Source organism: Aminobacter sp. P4_H6_2 (assembly GCF_056400805.1).
On the sequence record NZ_JBFUKO010000044.1, the window covers coordinates 1 to 18,816 of the forward strand.

Here is an 18,816-nt window from a genome sequence, read left to right on the forward strand (position 1 = left end):
CACGTAGCCATTGCACAGCCCCTTCCCTCTTCTTAACCGCGCATCAATCCATTGATCTAATTGCAAACGGGGCCTTCAAGGCGCAACGTTCGTAATTGGGCGGATGGAGCGGCCGACGCGACGCCGGACATCCACTAAATGAGTGTGGCGTCGGCCATCCGCCAACTTCCCCAGCAGCAATCGGTGGACAGAAATCACCACCACCTTTTGGTGGGTGGGTTTGGCGGCGCCGGACCTGCCTCATCAAGTCCGCGCCCCGCTAGACGGCAGAGCTGAAACGACTGCCCTTGACCGCTTACATTACCGCCCCATCTTTTTGGCAACTGCCGAAGGTCGGCAGTTTTCGCTTGCTCAAAAGACGCCCAAGAAAATGGAGGAAGTGATGAAAGCCAAGGCTTTCAGTCGCCCGCTATTCGTCAAGCACGAACACGTCACTTGCGAAATCGCCTGCATAACCGACGCAATCGCCTTTCYGACCGATTGGCCAGAGACACGCCGAGGACCGATCTACAGCGTAGCCGCGCGCGCTTGCCATGCAGCACGCAACGGTCAATTTCCAGTCGAAGGCGCGCGTAGTGCTGTGCAGAGTTTTGCAAGGTCGGCAAACATCCTTGAGCAAAACCCCATGTCGGTCGAGGCATGGATGGTCGCGACCAAAAGCAGACGCGGCGGCCTGCCGGTCTGACGGGTGACGCGATATTAGATGCTTGGAGCCCGCGCGGCGTCGGTGCGTGCCATCGCGTCCTTCAGCCGTGCGTCGCGGTCGTAGACATCGCCGAAATATTCAACCTTGCCGTTGAAGTCAGGCCAGGCGGTGAAATAGGCGACATAGACCGGGATCTTGCGCGTGACCTTTTCAGACGAGTGGCCCTGTTTCAGCTTTGCCGCAATATGATCTACATCGGTGCCGAGCACGGCGGCCGCCATGCCGCGCGGATCGGAAAGACGGATGCAGCCATGGCTGAAGGCGCGGTTGTCGCGGTCAAACAGCGCCTTTTGCGGCGTATCGTGCATGTAGATCGCATGCTTGTTTGGAAACAGGATCTTGAGTTCGCCCAGCGCATTGGCCTCGCTCGGCGCCTGGCGCACGCTAAAAGGCACCTTGGCGCCATACTGGCCCCAGTCGATCGCTGACGAGGGAATGCGCCTGCCCTTGGAATCGGTGACCTCGTAGCCTGCCCGGTCGAGATAGGACGGGTCGCTACGCAACCGCGGCAGCATCTCGTTGACGATGATCGACTGCGGCACCCCCCAGTAAGGGTTGTAGTCGACCTGCTCGATATCGTCCTGGAAGAAGCTGGTCTGGTTGGTGGACTTTCCGATCACCGTCTTCATCTTGAGCTTCTCGACGCCGCCATCGATGTAGCTAGCAGTGTAGGCCGGCTGATTTATGAAAACGCGTGGACTACCCAGATCGGACGGCAGCCAGCGTAGCTGTTCAAGCGCGACCAGGACCTTGTCGAGACGATCAGCCTTGGATGTGCCGGCAAGGATCGACACGGTGCGTGGACCAACGACGCCGTCGGCCTTGAGCCCTGCCCGCTTCTGCACGGCCTCGATGACAGGTACCAGTTCAGAAGAATAGTCTTCGCTGTTACCGAGCCGGGCAAGGGTTTCGCCATATTCGCCACCCATCTCGTCATCGAGATCGCGGGCAATGAGATGCAAAAGCTTGGGAAGCTCGGGGTTGGTCTCGCCCGGCTTTAGCAGCAGCTTGGGGTCAACGACGATGTCGTTTTCCTCACTCGCTCTCAACGCCTCGAGCTCGACGCGCAGCGCCTTGTATTCCGGGTTTTGCGGGTGCTTTGATTCAAGGAAGGCGCGGACATCTTGCGCCTGGCTGAGCGCCTTGAGCGTGGCCACCATGTCGAGCGGCTTGGGCGCGAAGTCGTAATAGCCGGAGATGCGGTTCGGATCGATCCTGCCGCCTTGCGCATCATGCACGTAGCGCAGCGCGCGCGCCGACATCGCCATCTCGAATCGAATCAGCGTCTTCAGCCGGCCAGCCGCGTCGTCAGCCGGGTAAGTGGCTGGCGGCACCGACACGGCATAATCTGCCGGCATCAGCCCATGGCTGGCGGCGTCGCTCAGTGTGCGGATCGCGTCTTCGGCACGGCTGTTGGCCGTGTGATCGCTCACCCAGATGAAATCGGGATTGGCCGAATAATAATCGAGTAGCGCCTTGGCGATGTCTTTTTCGGCAACGAGGTCGAAGCCGTTGAGGCCAGCGAGCGCTTCGCGGAAAGCGGTACCGGCAAGCGACGGGTCCAGCGATACCGATTGTGTGCCGGCGACCAGCTTGGAAAAATCGACCATCACCATCGGGTCGGTCTTATAGGTGTAGTAGGACGGCGCGCTGATCTTGGCTGCCGGGGCCGGCGCCCGCTTCTTCTGGTGCGAAGGGGCTTGAGGGAATTCGGCTTGTGGCTGGCGCGGCTCGCGGCTGTTCGTGCCGCCGAAAAGCATTTGGAACAAGCCCTGCGCGCCCGCCTGCGGGGCTCCCATGGCGAGCGTCGCGGCCAGGGCGGCCAGCGGAAGCGAAATCGGCTTTTTCAGGAAAGAAAACGTCATAAAACACCCAACCTTGCCGGAAATTGCATTGGAATCCTATGCACCGGGGGAAGAATTCCTGTCGCCGAATGGCTGATGTAAGGCGCGACTGTCTCGATTCATACCGATAACGTTAAGCTTCCATAAATTTCCCGATAGCTGTTGCCGAACAGTTTCACATCATCGTGAGGTTGCCGGGCCACTGGCATGATGCAGCCGGGATGACAGGCCTTGCTGCTTCATGCGATCAATTGGCCGATAAGGATGGCGTTGAGCAGGATTGGCGCGAGGGCAAGATGAAAAAGGGCTACAGGGAACTGCTCGACGAGGCCAATGCGGTGGTCGAGGTGGTGTCGCCGGAGGAAGCGGCAACGCTGCTTGACGATGCCGAAACCGTCTTTGTCGACCTGCGCGATCCGCGTGAAGTCGAGCGCGAAGGCAAGATTCCAGGGGCCCAGCACTGCCCGCGCGGCATGCTCGAATTCTGGATCGACCCGGAGAGCCCATACCACAAGCCGTTCTTTTCCAGCGGCAAAAGTTTCGTCTTCTTTTGCGCTGGCGGCTGGCGTTCGGCAGTGGCCGCCAAGACCGCTCAGGAGATGGGGCTGGAGCCAGTTCGCCACATTCTCGGCGGCTTCACCGCCTGGCGTGCAGCGGGCCTGCCGACCGAACCGGGCGACAAGAAAAGCTGAGGCCTGGACCGCCATGGCGAAAGCCTTTCCGAGCGCTTGACCTCGCCCCAAGGGCTGACCCTAGACATGCGCTCATGACCGATTCTTATCTTCTCGCAGGGCGTTTCGGAGCCGCCACACGACTGTCGCCAAAGGCGTTGCGGCTCTATGCCGAACAAGGCCTGCTGGCGCCGGCCTATGTCGACCCGCAAACAGGCTATCGCTACTACGCACCCGAACAGGCGCCGCGTGCACGGCTGATCGCAAAGCTGCGCCGGCTCGGCCTGCCAGTGGCCCGCGTTGCACGGCTCGTCGAGCTCGCGCCTGAGGCGCGCGTCGTCGAGCTACAAACATGGCTGGCCGCGCAAAACGACCTGTTGGCCGAGCAGGCTGAAGGTGTGCGGGCGCTTGCCCGGCAAGCCGATGGCGGTGAACCGGCATTGGCCAAGGCGATCGGTCTGCGCGAGATAGCGACCAGCAAGGTCGTGTCGCGCCAGCGCCAGGTAAGCGTCGAGGTCCTGGACGATTTCGTCGCCCGCGCCGAGGCCGATATCCGCGCGCATCTGCATGCCCAGGCATTGCCGAACGACGGGGCAATGAGCGTGCACTTTCACGACGTCATCAGCCGCGACAGCGAAGGCCTGGTCGAGGTCGCCATCGCCTATGAAGGGAGCATCGAGCCTGCCGGCGACTTGCGTATCTGGCTGCAGCCGGCACGGCGCGAGGTCTACATGCCGGTGCCCAAGGCCTATGAGGATTTCCCGCCCATCTTGCGCGTCTACGACACCCTTGAAGCGYGGCTCGACGCGCGAAGCGATTTGAGCTGCACCGACAGTCCCTACGAGACCTATCCCGGAACCGGCGGCGCGCGTTTCGACGTCGTCTATCCGATCACCCCGCAAGAGAGCTTGCCATGACGCATTTTTCGTACACGGGCTCCGGCCCGTATTGCTACGCCAATTCCTTCGCCATGATGTTCGGGGCCGATTCTCCCTCGACCGCTGTCATCGAAGTCGCGACCGGCAGCCCGTTCGGCATGCAACTAATCGGCGGAACGATGCCATTCTTCGATCCATACGGCTGGGATCCCGAGAAAGGTTTTGAAGACGCGCTTTCGGCAATTGGCTGGACATCGACTGTTACCCAAGGCGGAGACGCCGGCGAAGCCCTGGCCCGCCTCAAGGCGGCTCTCGCTGGCGGGCCGGTCTGGATTGGTCCTGTCGAGATGGGGCACCTCCGTCACCAGCCGGGCATGCGTGGGCCGATCGAGGCCGATCACTATGTCGTTGTCCTGGAAGTCGATGACGAATGCGTTTTGATGCATGACCCGCAGGGTTATCCCTATGCCTGCCTACCGATCGCCGACTTCATCGCCGCATGGAGCGCCAAGACCCTGACCTACGGCACGCCTTACACGATGCGGACCGGGTTCAATCGCATTGCCAAAGTCACCGAGGTGGACATCATCAAGGCGTCCATCCCCGCAGCAATCCGCTGGCTGTCAATGGAAGGCGATCTCGGCATGCCCGCAGGCAGCCTCGGCAATGGCGAGGCTGCTGAAGCACTGGCGGCAAGGATCGAGACCGGATGCGACGACGAGTTGCGAGGTCACATGATCCATTTCGCGGTCCGGGTCGGCGCCCGCCGCGCCGCCGACGCCGCGACTTGCCTGGCGCGAGCCGGATATGCCGGGGCGGCACAGATCGCCGGCAAGCAGGCGCGCCTCATCGGCGCGATGCAATATCCGCTGGTTGTCGGCAACGACGTTGTTGCGGCGGCGGCTCTTCGTGATCTGGCGCCCACCTACGACATGCTGCGAACTTCTTTGCTGAAGCCAATCTGAACGCGGGCGCGGGCCTTCGCTAGTGAACGGTGGCGAGTTCAGGCGCGTCAGCCAGGAAGGCGACCGCCTCATCCACCACCGTCGCAGCGGACAAGATGCGCCTGTGGCCGAGCCCGTCGGCCCAGAACAGCCTGACATGGCTGCCCGCCCCTGCCATGGCACGCGCTTCCGTCGCCGGCACCTCCCTGTCGTCTGGCGCATGGATGACGAGGGTCGGAACATTGAGCCGCATCAGCAGCCTGGAGCTGACGAAATGGCTGATCGGCGTGCCGGTGACGCGCTCGACCTGGCTTGCGATGGCGCGTTGCGATTTTGGCCCGAGCTTGATGTAGCGGCCAAACTCCTCAAACAGTCTGGGCATCGAATCGGGCGCTGAAATCAGCACAAGCCGTCCTGCCGCCAGCGGCGCGAAACCCTTGACCGTGCCGGTAGCCGCGTTGACGGCCACCGCCCCGCCGAAGGAATGGCCGACAATCGCTTCGAAAGGACCAAACCATTGGGCTGCGAGGTTGACGGCTTCGACCGCCTTGGCCATGTCCAGCGCCCGGCCGAGCGAGCCGCCATGGCCCGGCAGGTCGACTGAGATCACCCGATAGCCGGCATTCCGGTAGCCTTCGATCAGCGCCCGCATATATTCGGTGCGCGAGCGCCAGCCATGGATGACAAGCACTGTGCCTCGGTCGCTGCGCTCCTGAGCCCGACGAAACTCGTGCATGGCGACGCAGCCGCGTTGCGTCTTGATTCGGTGATGGCGGGCCTCCGCCATGAAATCGGACGCCTTGGCGATGGCGCGCTTTTCGCCTTCGGACAGCGACCGTTCGCTTGGCGTGCGCCGGAAAAGCTCGAAAGCCACACGGCCGGCGAGACGCGGCGAAACCAGCTCGGCCATACCGAACAGCCGCCGGATGACCTTCAGCCCGATTGATGCCATAGTGATTGTCCATCCATAAGTTCAATCATGAACATAATAGTTCAATCATGAACAATAAGCAAGATTTGCCGTGGGACAACCCGCGATTCCGCAACTGGGTCGCGGTGGCGAAAGCGTGCCACTCGATGGAGCGTGCCTTGGCGAGCGCGCTGCAGCCGCATGACCTCAAGCCGGCACAGCTCGATGTGCTGATGAACCTGTACCGCCATCCCGGCATGTCGCAGCACGACCTCGCCCGCAAGCYTTTGGTCGGGCGCTCGAACATCACCATGCTGTTGCCGCAACTGGAAAAGCGCGCGCTGGTAAGCCGCGAGGCCGACGCCAAGGACCGCCGCATCATGCGGCTGACGCTGACCGGAGACGGCGAATCTCTGTTGATGCGGGCGCTGAAGACCTATGGCGCGCTGATCGAAAAGGCGATGAGCGCTTCGACCCCTGAGCAATGCGACCTGATTGGCGCGCATATGCTGCGCGTCGCCGACGCCCTGAAGGAATAGCTGCTCAGGCTGGTGCCCTGGCAGCCCGCCTGCCCCGTGGCACGTCGGCCTTGCCTATCGACCTGACATAACCGAGTACAGCCGCGCCGAGGCCTGTCGCCAGGATCCACCATGCCGGTCGGATGGTGTAGGAAAACTGCAGATTGGCCCAGAGCACACGGCTGGGCGGCACGCCGGTGGCAAGCCCATACCACGCCGCTTCGACGAGGACAGTCGACAGAGCGGCGGCAACCCCGATGCCAATGAGCACCAGCGGCGACGTCAGGCTGAACCCGCGCCACTGCGCCAGCCGGTAAAACATCAGCAGCATGAAGAAGCCGGCCATCAAGGTCGGTTGATAGACGTCGGCTTTGGACTGCATGAAGAAATGCAGCGCCGCCAGGATGCCGATGCCATAGACGATCTTGTGCAGCCGGTTCCAGTTGCGCCCGAGCTTCTTGATCGCCGCATCAGTCGACGTCGCACCAAGGATGGCCAGTCCAAGCAGCGCGACAAAGCCGATGGTGAGATAGATGCGCAGCGCGATCTCGCTGACCACGCGCAGCACATCCCAATTCTGGTCGAAAAAATAGAGCACCAGATGCCCGAGCGCGTAAGACAACGCCGCCACCCCGAGCATGCGGCGGATGAGGATCAGCTTCGGCCATTGCCCGATGCGGCGCAGCGGCGTGACCGCCAGAGACAACAAAAGGAGACGGATCGCCCAGTCGCCGGTTTCATGGATCGCCGCCGTGAACGGTCGCGGGCCAAGCAGTGTGCCAGCGCCGGCCCCTTTCGGAAAGCCTGCCAGCGCGTAGTAGGCAAGCAGCAAGACCGGCACCAATGTGCCGGCAAATGCCGTAGCCTTCAGCGGCGAAAATTTTCCGGCACGGTCTGTCCAAGGCGTCATGCGAAAGCTCCAGCAGTTTTGCCGGTATACGTCGCCAAAGCCGCCGGAGTTACACCGACGGCTATCACTTTGTTTTGAGGCCTAGCGATCAGCCGCAAGCAGAAGCATCATCGGCCGCAGCCGCTCTTCCGCCAATGCCGGCCACGCCTCGATCTGGGCATCGCTCGGTCCCCACTCCTGGACATGGGCGATGGTGAAGCCACGGCCGATCAACAAATTGAGATAGGTGCCGATCGTGCGATGCTGTTTGATCACCCCCTTGGCGAGCCAATTGGTGTTGCGTTGACCCTCCACCTGATAGTTTTCGATAGGCCAGGTCTTGTTGCCGCTGGCATCGACCGACCAGCCAGGATGCGTCGGCGCGGTGTAGATCGGGTGCTCCACGGAGGCGACCAGCCGACCGCCGGGCACAAGCGCGCGATGCACATTCGTCAACATCGCGGGCAGGTTTTCGATGTAGTGGAAGGCAAGCGAGCTGTAGGCAAGATCGAATGAGGCTTCCGGCAGCGCGAGCTTTTCGAGGTCCGCGCGTTCATAGGTGATGCCAGCATCGGGCGTCATCTCTCGGGCACGGGCCAGCATTTTCTCCGACACGTCGAGGCCGAGCACCTCGGTAGCGCCCTGCTCGCGTGCCCAGCGGCTAAACCAGCCAAAACCGCAGCCGAGATCCACGACTTTGCGGCCTTCGAGGTCAGGGACCAGCGCGCGCAAAGCCGGCCATTCCGGCGCGCCCGCCAAACCTTCGACAGATCGGTTGAGGCCGCTATAGCCTTCGAAGAAATCGGGATTGTCGTAGATGTTCTGGGTCATGGACGTACTCACTGGGAGGCAGCTACCTACCACATCGATTTCTTGGCACGCTCGGGCCATTCGCGATCGTATGTTTCGCCGTCGATGTTTTCGCGGCTGGTGACGGAAAGGATTTGCCCAGGCGTCGGCAGCGATTTCGGGTCGACATGCCGTTCGGGGTTCCACAGCTCGGAACGCACGATGGCGCGGGCACACTGGAAATAGACCGCATCGACTTCGATCACAGTCACCGAGCGCGCCGGCTTGCCTTCAACTGTGAAGGACGCGCACAGCTCGGCATCGATGCTGATGTGGGCGCGACCGTTGACCCGTAGCGTCGTGCCCGACCCCGGCACAAGAAACAGCAGCGCCACGCGCGGGTCGCGGATGATGTTCTTCAGCGAATCCGCTCGATTGTTGCCGCGCCTGTCGGGCATCATCAGCGTGCGCGCATTGTGAATACGAACGAAGCCGGCCAGATCGCCGCGCGGTGAGCAGTCGAGCCCCTCAGGTCCGCTGGTTGCCAAGGACACAAAGGGCGAAGCCTCGATGAAGGCGGCGTATTCGGGAATGACGTGGTCGAGCTCCTTGACCAGCGACGTTTCGCCGGGAAGGCCGTAAAGCGCTTCGAGTTGTTCCACCGTTGATATGACCGACATCGCCTGCCCCTCTTGCGTTGCTCCTGCCGCACTTAGCCGGCCAATGTGAACCGCCGAAGACAGTTACCGCTCGCGGCTCAGCCCCTTTTTCGCCAGCTCGTCGAGATACTCCTGCCAGCGCTTGTCCTTCTCGTGGCTAAGCGTGTGCAGGTAATTCCAGGTGAAGATACCGGTGTCGTGGAAATCGTCGAAGGTGATACGCACAGCGTAATTGCCCACTGGCTCGATCTTGAGGATCGTAACCTCTTTCTTTCCCGGAACCGTCACGCGCTGTTCCGGTGAGTGGCCCTGCACCTCGGCCGAGGGCGAAAGCACACGCAGCAACTCGGCTGGCAGCTCGGAGGGGCGATGGTCGGGAAAGGTCACCGTCAACAGCTTGCGGTCCTTGGAGACCCTCRGTTCTTTCGGTGCCGTCATGATCCGTCCTGCAATTTTGAACTGCCTTTCACTACTGCGCTTCGAACGCTGCGAAAAGCACTATCCGCCGCGCTAATGTGACAAAGCGAGCGACGCTACCCCAGGGCAAGAAACTTTCATCTTGATTGACAGGCTCAAGCGTACAACATAGCCGTAGCATGCAGGCGCTGAACAAGACGCCACCAAACGGGAAACGGAAGCGCAGACCATGGATATGATCGATCCTTTCGGTCGCTCGATCAGTTATCTGCGCGTGTCGGTGACCGACCGCTGCGATTTCCGCTGCACCTATTGCATGGCCGAGGACATGGCCTTCTTGCCCAAGAAGGACCTGCTCTCGCTCGAAGAACTCGACCGGCTTTGCACCGTCTTCATCGAAAAGGGCGTCAAGAAACTGCGCTTGACCGGTGGCGAACCGCTGGTGCGCAAGAACGTCATGCACCTGATCCGCCAGTTGTCGCGTCATCTCGATAGCGGCGCGCTGGAGGAATTGACACTAACCACCAACGGCTCGCAGCTGTCTCGCTTCGCCCAGGAGCTCGCCGATTGCGGCGTCAAGCGCATCAATGTCTCGCTCGATACGCTCGATCCCGACAAGTTCCACGCCATCACGCGCTGGGGCCATCTCTCCAAAGTGATGGAAGGCATCAACGCGGCACAGGCGGCCGGCCTGCACATCAAGCTCAATGCGGTAGCGCTCAAGGGCTTCAACGACGCCGAGATCCCGGACATGCTGCGTTGGGCCAATGGCCGTGGCATGGACCTGACCGTCATCGAGACCATGCCGATGGGCGAGATCGATGCCGACCGTACCGACCAGTACATGCCTTTGTCATTGCTGAGGGCCAATCTCGAACGGCAGTTCACGTTGACCGACATCCCGTTCAAGACTGGCGGTCCTGCTCGTTATGTCGAAGTTGCCGAAACCGGCGGCCGGCTCGGCTTCATCACGCCGATGACGCACAATTTCTGCGAAAGCTGCAACCGGGTGCGGCTGACCTGCACCGGCACGCTCTATATGTGCCTCGGTCAGGAAGACGCCGCCGACCTCAGGGCGCCGCTGCGGACCTCCGAGGGCAACGAGCTGTTGTCGAACGCAATCGACGAGGCAATCGGGCGTAAACCCAAGGGCCACGACTTCATCATCGACCGTCGCACCAATCGTCCGTCCGTCTCTCGTCATATGAGCGTGACTGGCGGCTGAACGGCGCAACCATGTCGTCCAGAGCCATAATCGGCTTTGGTGCGCGCTGGTCCATGCGTTTGCCATTGCTGTTTCGCGCACCGATGCTAAAGCCGTATGCAAMAGCAGCAACGGAAAGCTCAATTGCCACTTTCCTCGAATATTCGCGGCGCTATGTTCATGGTCGTCGCGATGGCCGCCTTTACCTTCAACGACACGCTGAGCAAGCTCGCTTCCCAGACGATCAATCCGGGCCAGTTGATGCTGGTGCGCGGACTGTTCGCGACCACGCTGATCAGCCTGCTGGCGTGGCAGCAGGGCGCGCTCAGGGGGATCCGCCAGTACTGGCATCACATGGTGTTTTTGCGCCTTGTCGGCGAAGTCGGCGGGACCGTGTGTTTTCTCGCTGCCCTGCCGCATTTGCCGCTGGCCAACATTTCCGCGGTGCTCCAGGCACTGCCGCTGGGCGTGACCATGGGGGCGGCACTGTTTCTGGGCGAGAGCGTCGGCTGGCGCCGTTGGGTCGCGATCGCCGCCGGCTTCGGCGGCGTGCTAATCATCGTGCGTCCCGGCTTCGACGGCTTCAACGCCTTTTCGATCCTGGCGTTGCTCTCGGTAGCCTTTTGCGCGGTACGCGACCTTGCGACGCGCAAGATCCCCAGTCACGTCCCATCCCTGTTCGTGTCGACCGTCACCACCATCATCATCACCATCACCGGGGCGCTGACGATCGTGCCTTTCGGTGGCTGGGTGCCGATGACATTCGACCTCGTCTTGTTCCTCGCAGGTGCGGCGGTCCTAGTGCTGTTCGGCTATCAGTTCGTCATCATGGCGATGCGCGAAGGTGAAATCTCCTTCATCGCGCCGTTCCGCTATACTGCCCTGATATGGGCAATCACGCTCAGCATCGTAGTCTTCGGCGATGTCCCGGACTTCGCGATGATGGCAGGTGCGGCCGTCATCGTCGCGTCAGGTCTTTATTCGCTCTATCGCGAGCGCGTCGTCGGCAAAGGCCGGCCGGCAGCCGAGAGCACTAGCGCCTCTATGGCGCCCGACGGGGTGTAGCCATGGCGACTGAGATGGCAGGCCTGATCCTTGCCGGCGGCCGTTCGAGCCGAATGGGCGGCACCGACAAGACGCTGCTGCCGCTCAACGGGCGCCCTTTGATCCACCAGGTGCTCGACCGGCTGCAGCCGCAGGCATCTCCCGTTGTCATCAATACCAACGCCGACCCGTCTCATTTTGCTGACTTGGGCGTTGAAATCATCGCCGATACGATCGCCGGCTATCAGGGACCGCTTGCGGGAATTCTTGCCGGGCTGGAATGGGCTGTCAGCAAGCATGGTGTGACTCACCTCCTCAGCGTTGCCGGCGACACGCCATTCTTCCCGACCGATCTTGCACGGCAACTTACCGCGCGCGCTGCTGGAGGCCGGGTCACCGTTGCGGCCTCGAACGGGCGCGTGCACCCGACTTTCGCGCTGTGGCCGATTTGCCTTCGCGACGCGCTTGCGGCCTTTCTGGAAAGCGGCGATACCCGCAGGGTTATGACGTTCATCGAGCAGGCAGGCCTAGACGTGGTGGATTTTGAAGCCGAGCAGCGCGGCGCAACGACTGTCGATCCGTTCTTCAACATCAACACGCCTGAAGACCTCGCCGAGGCTGAGCGCCTTTTGGGCGGAGCCAATTGATGGCGCATCGTGTTTTCGGCATCACCGGCTGGAAGAATTCCGGCAAGACGACCTTGACCGAGCGGCTGGTGACGGAGCTCGTCGGGCGCGGCTGGAAGGTCTCGACCATCAAGCACGCCCACCACGATTTCGACATCGACAAGCCAGGCGCCGACAGCTTTCGTCATCGCGAGGCCGGCGCGACCGAAGTCGCCATCGTGTCGGGCCGCCGCTGGGCGTTGATGCACGAGCTGCGTGGTGAAGACGAGCCGACACTGGACCAGGTTTTGGCGCGGCTCGCGCCTTGCGATCTGGTGCTGGTCGAGGGCTACAAGCGCGAAAACCATCTCAAGATCGAAGCGCGCCGTCTGGAGGCCAAGGACCGCTCGCCGTTGACCTCGAAAGACCCCGCGATCGTTGCCATCGCTTCCGATCATCCAGCCGAGGACGAGCAGGTGCCGGTGTTCGGCATCGACGACATCAAGGCTATTGCCGACTTTGTCGAAATACGATCAGGCCTGAAGCAACAATGACGCTGCGTCATCATGACCGCCTGGAGTCCACGTCGCAAAAGCCCTTTTCACGATTGATTTTTAACTGAAAACAGTGGGAGTATCGCCGCTACTGGCGGAGATCACCCGCCCAACGGCCGCAATGGACAGGAACCGGCCGGATGGTAACAGAGAGGAACATTATGCGTATTTCCAAGATCGCCTTGGCCGCATCGGCAGCGCTTGCGCTGACCATCGGCATGRCACAGGCGCAAGAAAAGAAACTCACGATCGCCACCGAAGGCGCCTACCCTCCCTACAACAATCTGACCCCCGACGGTAAGCTTGTGGGATTTGACGTCGACATCGCCAACGCGCTTTGCGACGAGATGAAGGTCAAGTGCGAGATCGTCGCCCAGGAGTGGGACGGCATGATTCCGGCACTTCAGGCCGGCAAGTTCGACGCCATCATCGCTCAGATGTCGATCACGCCTGAGCGCAAGCAGAAGATCGACTTCTCCAAGAAATACATCAACACCCCTGCCGTGATCGCCGCTCCCAAGGACACCGACATCAAGGGGGTGACCAAGGCCGACCTCGCTGGCAAGACCATTGGCGTTCAGGGCTCGACGATCCACTACAACTATGCCGAGAAGGTCTTCACTGACAGCACGGTCAAGTCCTATCCGAGCGCGGAAGAGTACAAGCTGGACATCATCAATGGCCGCGTCGACGCAGTCAGCGACGACCTCGTGTCCATCCAGGGTTGGCTCGACACCCCGGATGGCGCCTGCTGCAAGATCGTCGGCACGATCCCGAACATGYCTGAAATCCACGGCGAAGGTGCCGGCGTCGGCGTCCGCAAGGGTGAAACCGCGCTTGCCGACCAGTTCACCACGGCGATTGCAGCCATTCGCGCCAACGGMAAGTACAAGGAAATCAACGACAAGTACTTCAAGTTCGACGTTTATGGCGATTGAGCCGACCAGAGGCTGACGAGACTGAACAGGCGGCGGGACAAGTTCCCGCCGTTTGTCTAACATAGGCACAACAACAAGCCGTCATTGAAGGCGGCGGCATTCCGGCAGCTGGAATGCAATGGGGATAGTCTACCGATGCAAAGCGTTTGGGCGCTTCTGGGTTTCGGGCCCGACGGATGGGGAAACGCGCTCGCCTACGGCGTGCTCGTCACCGTTTCGCTCGCTGTGGTAACGTTGCCGCTGGGGTTGCTGATCGGCTTCCTGGTCTCACTCGCCAAGCAATCGAGCGAACCGTCGATGCGGCTCGCAGGCAACATCTACACCACCATCTTTCGTGGCCTGCCGGAACTGCTGACGCTTTTTCTGGTTTTCTATGGGGCGCAGATCGGCATCCAGCAGATCGTACAATTTATCAGCCCTGGCACGACTGTAGATATCAACAGCTTCGTCGCAGGCATGGTCGCGCTYGGCGTCGTGTTCTCGTCCTACGCCAGCGAGGTTTTCCTTTCTGCCTTTCGCGCCATCCCGCGCGGCCAATATGAAGGCGGTTATTCGATAGGGCTGTCGCCGCGCCAGACCATGCGACTGGTGATCTTGCCGCAGTTGGTGCGCATCGCCCTGCCCGGCCTGGCCAATCTCTGGCTCATCCTGCTCAAGGATACGGCCCTTGTGTCGGCAATCGGACTGACCGACATTTTGCGCCAAGCCAGCATCGCCTCCAGGGCAACCAAGCATGCCTTCCTGTTCTTCGGTGTCTCGTGCCTGATCTATCTCGTGCTTGCCATCATCTCGTCCTTCGGCATCAACGCCATTGAGCGCTGGGTCGGCAAGCGGGAGGCGCAACGATGAGCTCGACCAGTGAGCCAACGGCAAAGGCACTGCGGCCAGTGGCACCGCCTCGCGGATGGTCACGTGAACGTATCTTCGGCTGGGTCTTTGTCGCCCTTTGGATCGCACTAGGCCTTGGCCTTGTCACCTATCTGTTCAGCGCGTGGAATCCCGACCTTTTCGCCAAATATGCGCCGTCCTATCTCTCGGGACTGCGCGTGACATTGACGCTTGTGGCGATCTCCATCGTGCTGGGCGCGATCCTGTCGCTACCGATCTGCTATGCACGCATGTCGAAGAACCGCGTGCTGAACGCAATTTCCTACGGCTATGTCTATTTCTTCCGCGGCACGCCGCTGCTCGCCCAGACCTTCCTGATCTACTACGGCTTCGGTTCGTTCAGGCCGCAACTGGAGGCAATCGGCCTATGGGGTTTCTTCCGCGAAGCCTGGTATTGCGCGGTCTTTGCCTTTGCCCTCAACACGGCTGCCTATCAGGCGGAAATCCTTCGGGGCGCGATTGAAAGCGTCGGCAAGGGGCAGTGGGAGGCCGCATCCGCACTGGGCCTGTCCAAGCTGCAGACGCTCTACAACATCGTCCTGCCGCAAGCTCTGATCGTCGCGCTCAGGCCGTACGGCAATGAAATCATCCTGATGATCAAGGGCTCGGCCATCGTCGCCATCATCACGGTTTACGACCTGATGGGCGAGACGCGCCGCGCCTTTTCGCGCACCTTCGACTTCCAGACCTATCTCTGGGCTGCCCTGCTCTATCTCTCGCTGGTCGAAACCTTGCGCCATTTTGTCGATTGGATCGAACGTCGCATCACCCGCCATCTGCATCGCTGAGCAAACCCTGGCCCAACCACGATCGTCTTGACGAATCCGCCTGATGTCATAGACCTCGGGCACCACAATATTTGCACTTCGAAAGGGTGAACCATGGCATCGGTCGCGTTCCTTGGTCTTGGCGTCATGGGCTACCCCATGGCAGGGCATCTCAAGAACAAGGGCGGTCACGACGTGACCGTCTACAACCGCACCACCGAAAAGGCGCAAAAGTGGGCCGCCCAGCATGGCGGAGCCTTTGCGCCGACGCCTGCGGAAGCCGCCAGGGACAAGGATTTCGTCTTCGCCTGCGTCGGCAATGACGACGACCTGCGCGAAGTCACCATCGGTGCCCAGGGCGCGTTTCATTCGATGAAGAAGGGCGCGATCTTCATCGACAACACCACCGCTTCGGCCGAAGTCGCCCGCGAGCTCGACGCCGCTGCCAAAGCCGGCGGCTTCCATTTTCTCGACGCACCGGTGTCAGGCGGTCAGGCAGGCGCCGAAAACGGCGTGCTCACGGTCATGGTCGGCGGCGAACAGGACGCCTTCGACCGCGCTCGTCCGGTGATCGATTCCTTTGCCCGCATGGTTGGTCTCATGGGTTCCGCCGGTGCTGGCCAGCTTACCAAGATGATCAACCAGATCTGCATCGCCGGCCTCGTCCAGGGGCTCGCCGAGGGCATTCACTTCGGCAAGAAGGCTGGTCTCGACATCGAAAATGTCGTCGACGTCATCTCCAAGGGTGCCGCCGGCTCCTGGCAGATGGAGAACCGCCACAAGACCATGAATGCCGGYAAATACGATTTCGGCTTCGCAGTCGACTGGATGCGCAAGGATCTCGGCATCTGCCTCGAAGAGGCCGACCGCAACGGCGCCAAGCTGCCGGTCACAGCCCTTGTCGACCAGTTCTACAAGGATGTGCAGGGCATGGGCGGCAAACGCTGGGATACCTCCTCGCTACTCGCACGGCTCGAAAAATAGGACCATCCGCCGTGGCGCTGTCGCCAGATTCGACTGTTGATGAGATCGTCGCGCATCTGCGCACGCTTGGCTCGGAGGAAGACCGAGCCGGCATTGCTCGCTTTGGTATTCGCAACGACCGGGCGCTCGGCATTTCCAATGCCGTGCTGCGGCCACTCGCCAAGGCGCTCAAGCAGRATCACGACCGCGCGCGGGCGCTATGGGCCACCGGCATCCGCGAAGCGCGGATCCTGGCGGTTGCTACGGATGAGCCCGACAAGGTCGTGCGTGCGCAAGCGGACGCCATGGCCGCCGATTTCGACAGCTGGGAGATCGTCGATCACGCCGTCTATCTCTTCTGCGATGCCGGGCTCGCCCATGAGACCATCGCAGCCTATGCAGCAGATGAGCGCGAATTCGTCCGCCGTTCTGCCTTCTCGGCGATCGCCACAGCTGCGGTGCATCTGAAGAAGGAACCGGATGAAACCTTCATCGGCTGGCTGAATCTGGTCGAGGCGCATTCCACTGACGAGCGCAATTTCGTCAAGAAGGCCGTGAACTGGGCGCTGCGCCAGGTCGGCAAGCGCTCGCCGGCCCTGCATGCTCCAGCACTGGCATTGTCGGAAAAGCTCGCCGCCTCATCTGACAAGACGGCGAGATGGATYGGCAAGGACGCGGTACGCGAACTGACCAATCCGAAGACGCTTGAACGACTGAACGCGAAGAAGCGTTGATCAGGCTGCCGACGCGCCGCTTTCCTTGTCGAGGGTCATGTAGTCGAGCGGCAGTTCGGTCGTGTACTTGATCTGCTCCATGGCGAAAGCCGACGACACATCGCGGATTTCGATCTTGGCGATCAGGCGCTTGTAGAAGGCATCGTAGGCGGCGATGTCGGGCACGACGACCCGCAGCAAGTAATCGACATCCCCGCTCATGCGGTAGAACTCGATGACCTCGGGGAATTCCTGGATGACCTCGGAAAACCGCCGCAGCCACTCATGGCTGTGCGAATTGGTGCGGATCGACACGAACACGGTGACGCGCGTGTTGATCTTTTCCGGATCGAGGATGGCGACGCGCCGCTTGATGACACCCTCTTCCTCGAGCTTCTGGATACGACGCCAGCACGGCGTGGTGGACAGGCCGACTTTCTTGGCGACGTCGGCCACGGCCAAAGTCGCGTCCTCCTGGAGGAGACGAAGGATTTTCCGGTCGAGGCGGTCCATATGCAGGCTCCGTTAGAAAAGGTTCGCCATAATCCTGTGATTTACCCCATCATACAAGAAAGGAATTCTCCGCACACCCCGCATTTTCGGTATCGATTTCCATGTCGATTAGGAAAGACGACGTTGGATTTCCGCCCTGAGAAAAGGCAGCAATTCCATTTCGAACCACGGATTCCGTTTGATCCAGCCGGTGTTACGCCAGGACGGATGTGGCAGTGGCAGCACATGCGGGCCCGACGAGCGCGCCCAGACCGAACGCCAATCGGCGACTGTGTCGGTCAAGGACGAGCCACGCGCGGCGCCCATGTGCCAGCGCTGCGCATATTGGCCGATCGCCAGCACCAGATCGATCTGCGGCATCTGCGCCATCAGGCGTGCGCGCCAGGCCAGCGCGCATTCACGTCGTGGCGGCAGGTCGCCGCCCTTGGCGTCCTGCCCTGGAAAGCAAAATCCCATCGGCACAATGGCGAATTTTTCCGGATCGTAGAAAGCTTCAGGGGAAACGCCCAACCAATCGCGCAGCCGGTCGCCTGAGGCATCGGTGAACGGTGCGCCACTCAGATGCACCCTGGTTCCAGGCGCCTGCCCGGCGATGAGGATACGTGCACGGGAGGACGCAACCACCACCGGCCTTGGCTCATGCGGCAAGGGTTTGCCCAAAGGCTGTTCAACGCAGATGCGGCAGGCTTTGATCTCCACAACGAGCTGATCGAGTTCGGCAGACATGGTCAGGCCGCGGCACTCGGGCGGGCGGCAATCGTGCGGTACCAGCGCAGCACGTTGGAGAATTCCTCCGGCACCACGATGCGCGCCGGCTTCATGAAGTCGATGGCAATCAGGCCGGTGATGTCGGCGATGGAAAAGTCGTCGCCGGCAGCGAATTCGCGCGACGCGAACTCCTTGTCGAGCAGAGCCAGGAACTCGATCACCTTCGGCTTGTTGGCCTCGCCCCATTCCGGGACCTGCGGCACCTCCCACTCCTTCATCGCCGGATGGATGTGGCGGAAGGCGAAGCCGACCGGCTGGAACAGGTTGAACTCGATGCGCCGTTGCCACATCTCGACAAGCGCCTTGCCAAGCGCGCCACGACCAAACAGCGCAGGTTCCGGGTGAAGTTCCTCGAAATAGCGGCAGATGGCAACAGTTTCGGTGAGTATGGTGCCATCGTCCAGTTCGAGCACTGGCAAGCGCTGCAGGGGATTGCGCGTGGCAACGTCCGCTTTCTTGTGCTCCATCGCACCCATGTCGACTGAAACCATCGGCACCTCAATGCCCTTTTCGGCAAGGAACACCCGCACGCGCCTTGGGTTTGGCGCGCGGCCTCCGTCAAACAGCTTCATCTGTTTCTCCCGAGTTGCTGCGATCTCGCAACTATAGCCCTCAAGCTACGAGAATCGAAAGA

At 61.2% G+C, this 18,816-nt stretch carries 23 protein-coding genes; 14 read left to right on the plus strand and 9 right to left on the minus strand.

The genetic code is table 11. The annotated features are described in order from the left end of the window. Nucleotides 1-220: 220 nt before the first annotated feature. Entirely contained in the window at nucleotides 221-685 is a 465-nt protein-coding gene (locus tag AC1DUU_RS05945) for a DUF982 domain-containing protein (protein WP_476782495.1), read from the plus strand. A gap of 14 nt (nucleotides 686-699) precedes the next feature. Here the strand turns inward: AC1DUU_RS05945 and AC1DUU_RS05950 are convergent, their stop codons facing one another. After that, nucleotides 700-2,571, minus strand: a complete 1,872-nt coding sequence (locus AC1DUU_RS05950) for a L,D-transpeptidase family protein (RefSeq protein WP_476782496.1) — start codon at nucleotides 2,569-2,571, stop codon at nucleotides 700-702. Nucleotides 2,572-2,846: 275 nt separating this feature from the next. On the opposite strand from AC1DUU_RS05950, the gene AC1DUU_RS05955 reads away from it, so the two are divergent. From AC1DUU_RS05955 to AC1DUU_RS05965, 3 genes are all read left to right on the plus strand, one after another. After that, nucleotides 2,847-3,242, plus strand: coding sequence for a rhodanese-like domain-containing protein (locus AC1DUU_RS05955; RefSeq protein WP_476782497.1), 396 nt, complete (start codon nucleotides 2,847-2,849; stop codon nucleotides 3,240-3,242). A 74-nt stretch (nucleotides 3,243-3,316) separates the two neighbouring features. Beyond that, the gene (locus AC1DUU_RS05960) at nucleotides 3,317-4,138 is read left to right on the plus strand and encodes a MerR family transcriptional regulator (RefSeq protein WP_476782498.1); all 822 of its coding nucleotides are present in this window, start codon (nucleotides 3,317-3,319) and stop codon (nucleotides 4,136-4,138) included. Next, nucleotides 4,135-5,064: a hypothetical protein gene (locus AC1DUU_RS05965; protein ID WP_476782499.1), complete on the plus strand. Its 930-nt coding sequence runs from the start codon at nucleotides 4,135-4,137 to the stop codon at nucleotides 5,062-5,064. Before AC1DUU_RS05960 ends, AC1DUU_RS05965 begins: the two co-directional genes overlap by 4 nt. Nucleotides 5,065-5,083: 19 nt before the next feature. Here the strand turns inward: AC1DUU_RS05965 and AC1DUU_RS05970 are convergent, their stop codons facing one another. Next, nucleotides 5,084-5,995: an alpha/beta fold hydrolase gene (locus tag AC1DUU_RS05970; RefSeq protein WP_476782500.1), complete on the minus strand. Its 912-nt coding sequence runs from the start codon at nucleotides 5,993-5,995 to the stop codon at nucleotides 5,084-5,086. A 47-nt stretch (nucleotides 5,996-6,042) separates the two neighbouring features. On the opposite strand from AC1DUU_RS05970, the gene AC1DUU_RS05975 reads away from it, so the two are divergent. Beyond that, a complete protein-coding gene (locus AC1DUU_RS05975) occupies nucleotides 6,043-6,492 on the plus strand; it encodes a MarR family winged helix-turn-helix transcriptional regulator (protein ID WP_476782501.1) in 450 nt (149 codons plus the stop codon). Between the two features lie 4 nt (nucleotides 6,493-6,496). On the opposite strand, the gene AC1DUU_RS05980 is transcribed toward AC1DUU_RS05975, so the two are convergent. The 4 genes from AC1DUU_RS05980 to AC1DUU_RS05995 all read right to left on the minus strand — a co-directional run bounded on the left by AC1DUU_RS05980 (nucleotide 6,497) and on the right by AC1DUU_RS05995 (nucleotide 9,246). Further along, on the minus strand, nucleotides 6,497-7,381 hold the full coding sequence (locus tag AC1DUU_RS05980; RefSeq protein ID WP_476782502.1) for a protein-methionine-sulfoxide reductase heme-binding subunit MsrQ: 885 nt from the start codon (nucleotides 7,379-7,381) through the stop codon (nucleotides 6,497-6,499). A gap of 81 nt (nucleotides 7,382-7,462) precedes the next feature. Beyond that, nucleotides 7,463-8,191: a class I SAM-dependent methyltransferase gene (locus AC1DUU_RS05985; protein WP_476782503.1), complete on the minus strand. Its 729-nt coding sequence runs from the start codon at nucleotides 8,189-8,191 to the stop codon at nucleotides 7,463-7,465. A gap of 26 nt (nucleotides 8,192-8,217) precedes the next feature. After that, a complete protein-coding gene (locus AC1DUU_RS05990; RefSeq protein WP_476782504.1) occupies nucleotides 8,218-8,829 on the minus strand; it encodes a pyridoxamine 5'-phosphate oxidase family protein in 612 nt (203 codons plus the stop codon). 63 nt (nucleotides 8,830-8,892) lie between these two features. Beyond that, on the minus strand, nucleotides 8,893-9,246 hold the full coding sequence (locus AC1DUU_RS05995) for a gamma-butyrobetaine hydroxylase family protein (RefSeq protein ID WP_476782505.1): 354 nt from the start codon (nucleotides 9,244-9,246) through the stop codon (nucleotides 8,893-8,895). A 208-nt stretch (nucleotides 9,247-9,454) separates the two neighbouring features. On the opposite strand from AC1DUU_RS05995, the gene moaA reads away from it, so the two are divergent. The 9 genes from moaA to AC1DUU_RS06040 all read left to right on the plus strand — a co-directional run bounded on the left by moaA (nucleotide 9,455) and on the right by AC1DUU_RS06040 (nucleotide 16,922). Continuing rightward, nucleotides 9,455-10,450: a GTP 3',8-cyclase MoaA gene (moaA, locus tag AC1DUU_RS06000; RefSeq protein WP_476782506.1), complete on the plus strand. Its 996-nt coding sequence runs from the start codon at nucleotides 9,455-9,457 to the stop codon at nucleotides 10,448-10,450. 123 nt (nucleotides 10,451-10,573) lie between these two features. Continuing rightward, nucleotides 10,574-11,494 carry a DMT family transporter gene (locus tag AC1DUU_RS06005; protein ID WP_476782507.1) on the plus strand — a complete coding sequence of 307 codons (921 nt, stop codon included), beginning with the start codon at nucleotides 10,574-10,576 and terminating at the stop codon, nucleotides 11,492-11,494. 2 nt (nucleotides 11,495-11,496) lie between these two features. Then, nucleotides 11,497-12,120, plus strand: a complete 624-nt coding sequence (gene mobA / locus AC1DUU_RS06010) for a molybdenum cofactor guanylyltransferase MobA (protein WP_476782508.1) — start codon at nucleotides 11,497-11,499, stop codon at nucleotides 12,118-12,120. Then, nucleotides 12,120-12,632: a molybdopterin-guanine dinucleotide biosynthesis protein B gene (mobB, locus tag AC1DUU_RS06015; protein ID WP_476782509.1), complete on the plus strand. Its 513-nt coding sequence runs from the start codon at nucleotides 12,120-12,122 to the stop codon at nucleotides 12,630-12,632. Before mobA ends, mobB begins: the two co-directional genes overlap by 1 nt. Nucleotides 12,633-12,793: 161 nt before the next feature. Further along, a complete protein-coding gene (locus tag AC1DUU_RS06020; protein WP_476782510.1) occupies nucleotides 12,794-13,570 on the plus strand; it encodes an ABC transporter substrate-binding protein in 777 nt (258 codons plus the stop codon). A 135-nt stretch (nucleotides 13,571-13,705) separates the two neighbouring features. Further along, the gene (locus AC1DUU_RS06025) at nucleotides 13,706-14,419 is read left to right on the plus strand and encodes an ABC transporter permease (protein ID WP_476782511.1); all 714 of its coding nucleotides are present in this window, start codon (nucleotides 13,706-13,708) and stop codon (nucleotides 14,417-14,419) included. Then, nucleotides 14,416-15,246 carry an ABC transporter permease gene (locus tag AC1DUU_RS06030; protein WP_476782512.1) on the plus strand — a complete coding sequence of 277 codons (831 nt, stop codon included), beginning with the start codon at nucleotides 14,416-14,418 and terminating at the stop codon, nucleotides 15,244-15,246. Before AC1DUU_RS06025 ends, AC1DUU_RS06030 begins: the two co-directional genes overlap by 4 nt. A 93-nt stretch (nucleotides 15,247-15,339) precedes the next feature. After that, nucleotides 15,340-16,209, plus strand: a complete 870-nt coding sequence (locus AC1DUU_RS06035; RefSeq protein WP_476782513.1) for an NAD(P)-dependent oxidoreductase — start codon at nucleotides 15,340-15,342, stop codon at nucleotides 16,207-16,209. An 11-nt stretch (nucleotides 16,210-16,220) separates the two neighbouring features. Further along, nucleotides 16,221-16,922 carry a DNA alkylation repair protein gene (locus AC1DUU_RS06040; RefSeq protein WP_476782514.1) on the plus strand — a complete coding sequence of 234 codons (702 nt, stop codon included), beginning with the start codon at nucleotides 16,221-16,223 and terminating at the stop codon, nucleotides 16,920-16,922. Here AC1DUU_RS06040 and AC1DUU_RS06045 read toward each other — a convergent pair whose 3' ends face one another. From AC1DUU_RS06045 to AC1DUU_RS06055, 3 genes are all read right to left on the minus strand, one after another. Continuing rightward, entirely contained in the window at nucleotides 16,923-17,414 is a 492-nt protein-coding gene (locus AC1DUU_RS06045) for an Lrp/AsnC family transcriptional regulator (RefSeq protein WP_476782515.1), read from the minus strand. Between the two features lie 108 nt (nucleotides 17,415-17,522). Further along, the gene (locus AC1DUU_RS06050; protein WP_476782516.1) at nucleotides 17,523-18,140 is read right to left on the minus strand and encodes a uracil-DNA glycosylase family protein; all 618 of its coding nucleotides are present in this window, start codon (nucleotides 18,138-18,140) and stop codon (nucleotides 17,523-17,525) included. Nucleotides 18,141-18,142: 2 nt separating this feature from the next. Beyond that, the gene (locus AC1DUU_RS06055) at nucleotides 18,143-18,754 is read right to left on the minus strand and encodes a glutathione S-transferase (protein ID WP_476782517.1); all 612 of its coding nucleotides are present in this window, start codon (nucleotides 18,752-18,754) and stop codon (nucleotides 18,143-18,145) included. Between the last annotated feature and the right edge of the window lie 62 nt (nucleotides 18,755-18,816).

Bases quoted from the DNA above. Each gene is read 5' to 3' on its own strand.
- AC1DUU_RS06050 (WP_476782516.1), bottom strand. From the start codon at position 18,140: ATGTCTGCCGAACTCGATCAGCTCGTTGTGGAGATCAAAGCCTGCCGC.
- AC1DUU_RS05970 (WP_476782500.1), bottom strand. From the start codon at position 5,995: ATGGCATCAATCGGGCTGAAGGTCATCCGGCGGCTGTTCGGTATGGCC.
- mobB (WP_476782509.1), top strand. From the start codon at position 12,120: ATGGCGCATCGTGTTTTCGGCATCACCGGCTGGAAGAATTCCGGCAAG.
- AC1DUU_RS05990 (WP_476782504.1), bottom strand. From the start codon at position 8,829: ATGTCGGTCATATCAACGGTGGAACAACTCGAAGCGCTTTACGGCCTT.
- moaA (WP_476782506.1), top strand. From the start codon at position 9,455: ATGGATATGATCGATCCTTTCGGTCGCTCGATCAGTTATCTGCGCGTG.
- mobA (WP_476782508.1), top strand. From the start codon at position 11,497: ATGGCGACTGAGATGGCAGGCCTGATCCTTGCCGGCGGCCGTTCGAGC.
- AC1DUU_RS05955 (WP_476782497.1), top strand. From the start codon at position 2,847: ATGAAAAAGGGCTACAGGGAACTGCTCGACGAGGCCAATGCGGTGGTC.
- AC1DUU_RS05985 (WP_476782503.1), bottom strand. From the start codon at position 8,191: ATGACCCAGAACATCTACGACAATCCCGATTTCTTCGAAGGCTATAGC.
- AC1DUU_RS06045 (WP_476782515.1), bottom strand. From the start codon at position 17,414: ATGGACCGCCTCGACCGGAAAATCCTTCGTCTCCTCCAGGAGGACGCG.
- AC1DUU_RS05980 (WP_476782502.1), bottom strand. From the start codon at position 7,381: ATGACGCCTTGGACAGACCGTGCCGGAAAATTTTCGCCGCTGAAGGCT.
- AC1DUU_RS06030 (WP_476782512.1), top strand. From the start codon at position 14,416: ATGAGCTCGACCAGTGAGCCAACGGCAAAGGCACTGCGGCCAGTGGCA.
- AC1DUU_RS05965 (WP_476782499.1), top strand. From the start codon at position 4,135: ATGACGCATTTTTCGTACACGGGCTCCGGCCCGTATTGCTACGCCAAT.
- AC1DUU_RS05950 (WP_476782496.1), bottom strand. From the start codon at position 2,571: ATGACGTTTTCTTTCCTGAAAAAGCCGATTTCGCTTCCGCTGGCCGCC.
- AC1DUU_RS06055 (WP_476782517.1), bottom strand. From the start codon at position 18,754: ATGAAGCTGTTTGACGGAGGCCGCGCGCCAAACCCAAGGCGCGTGCGG.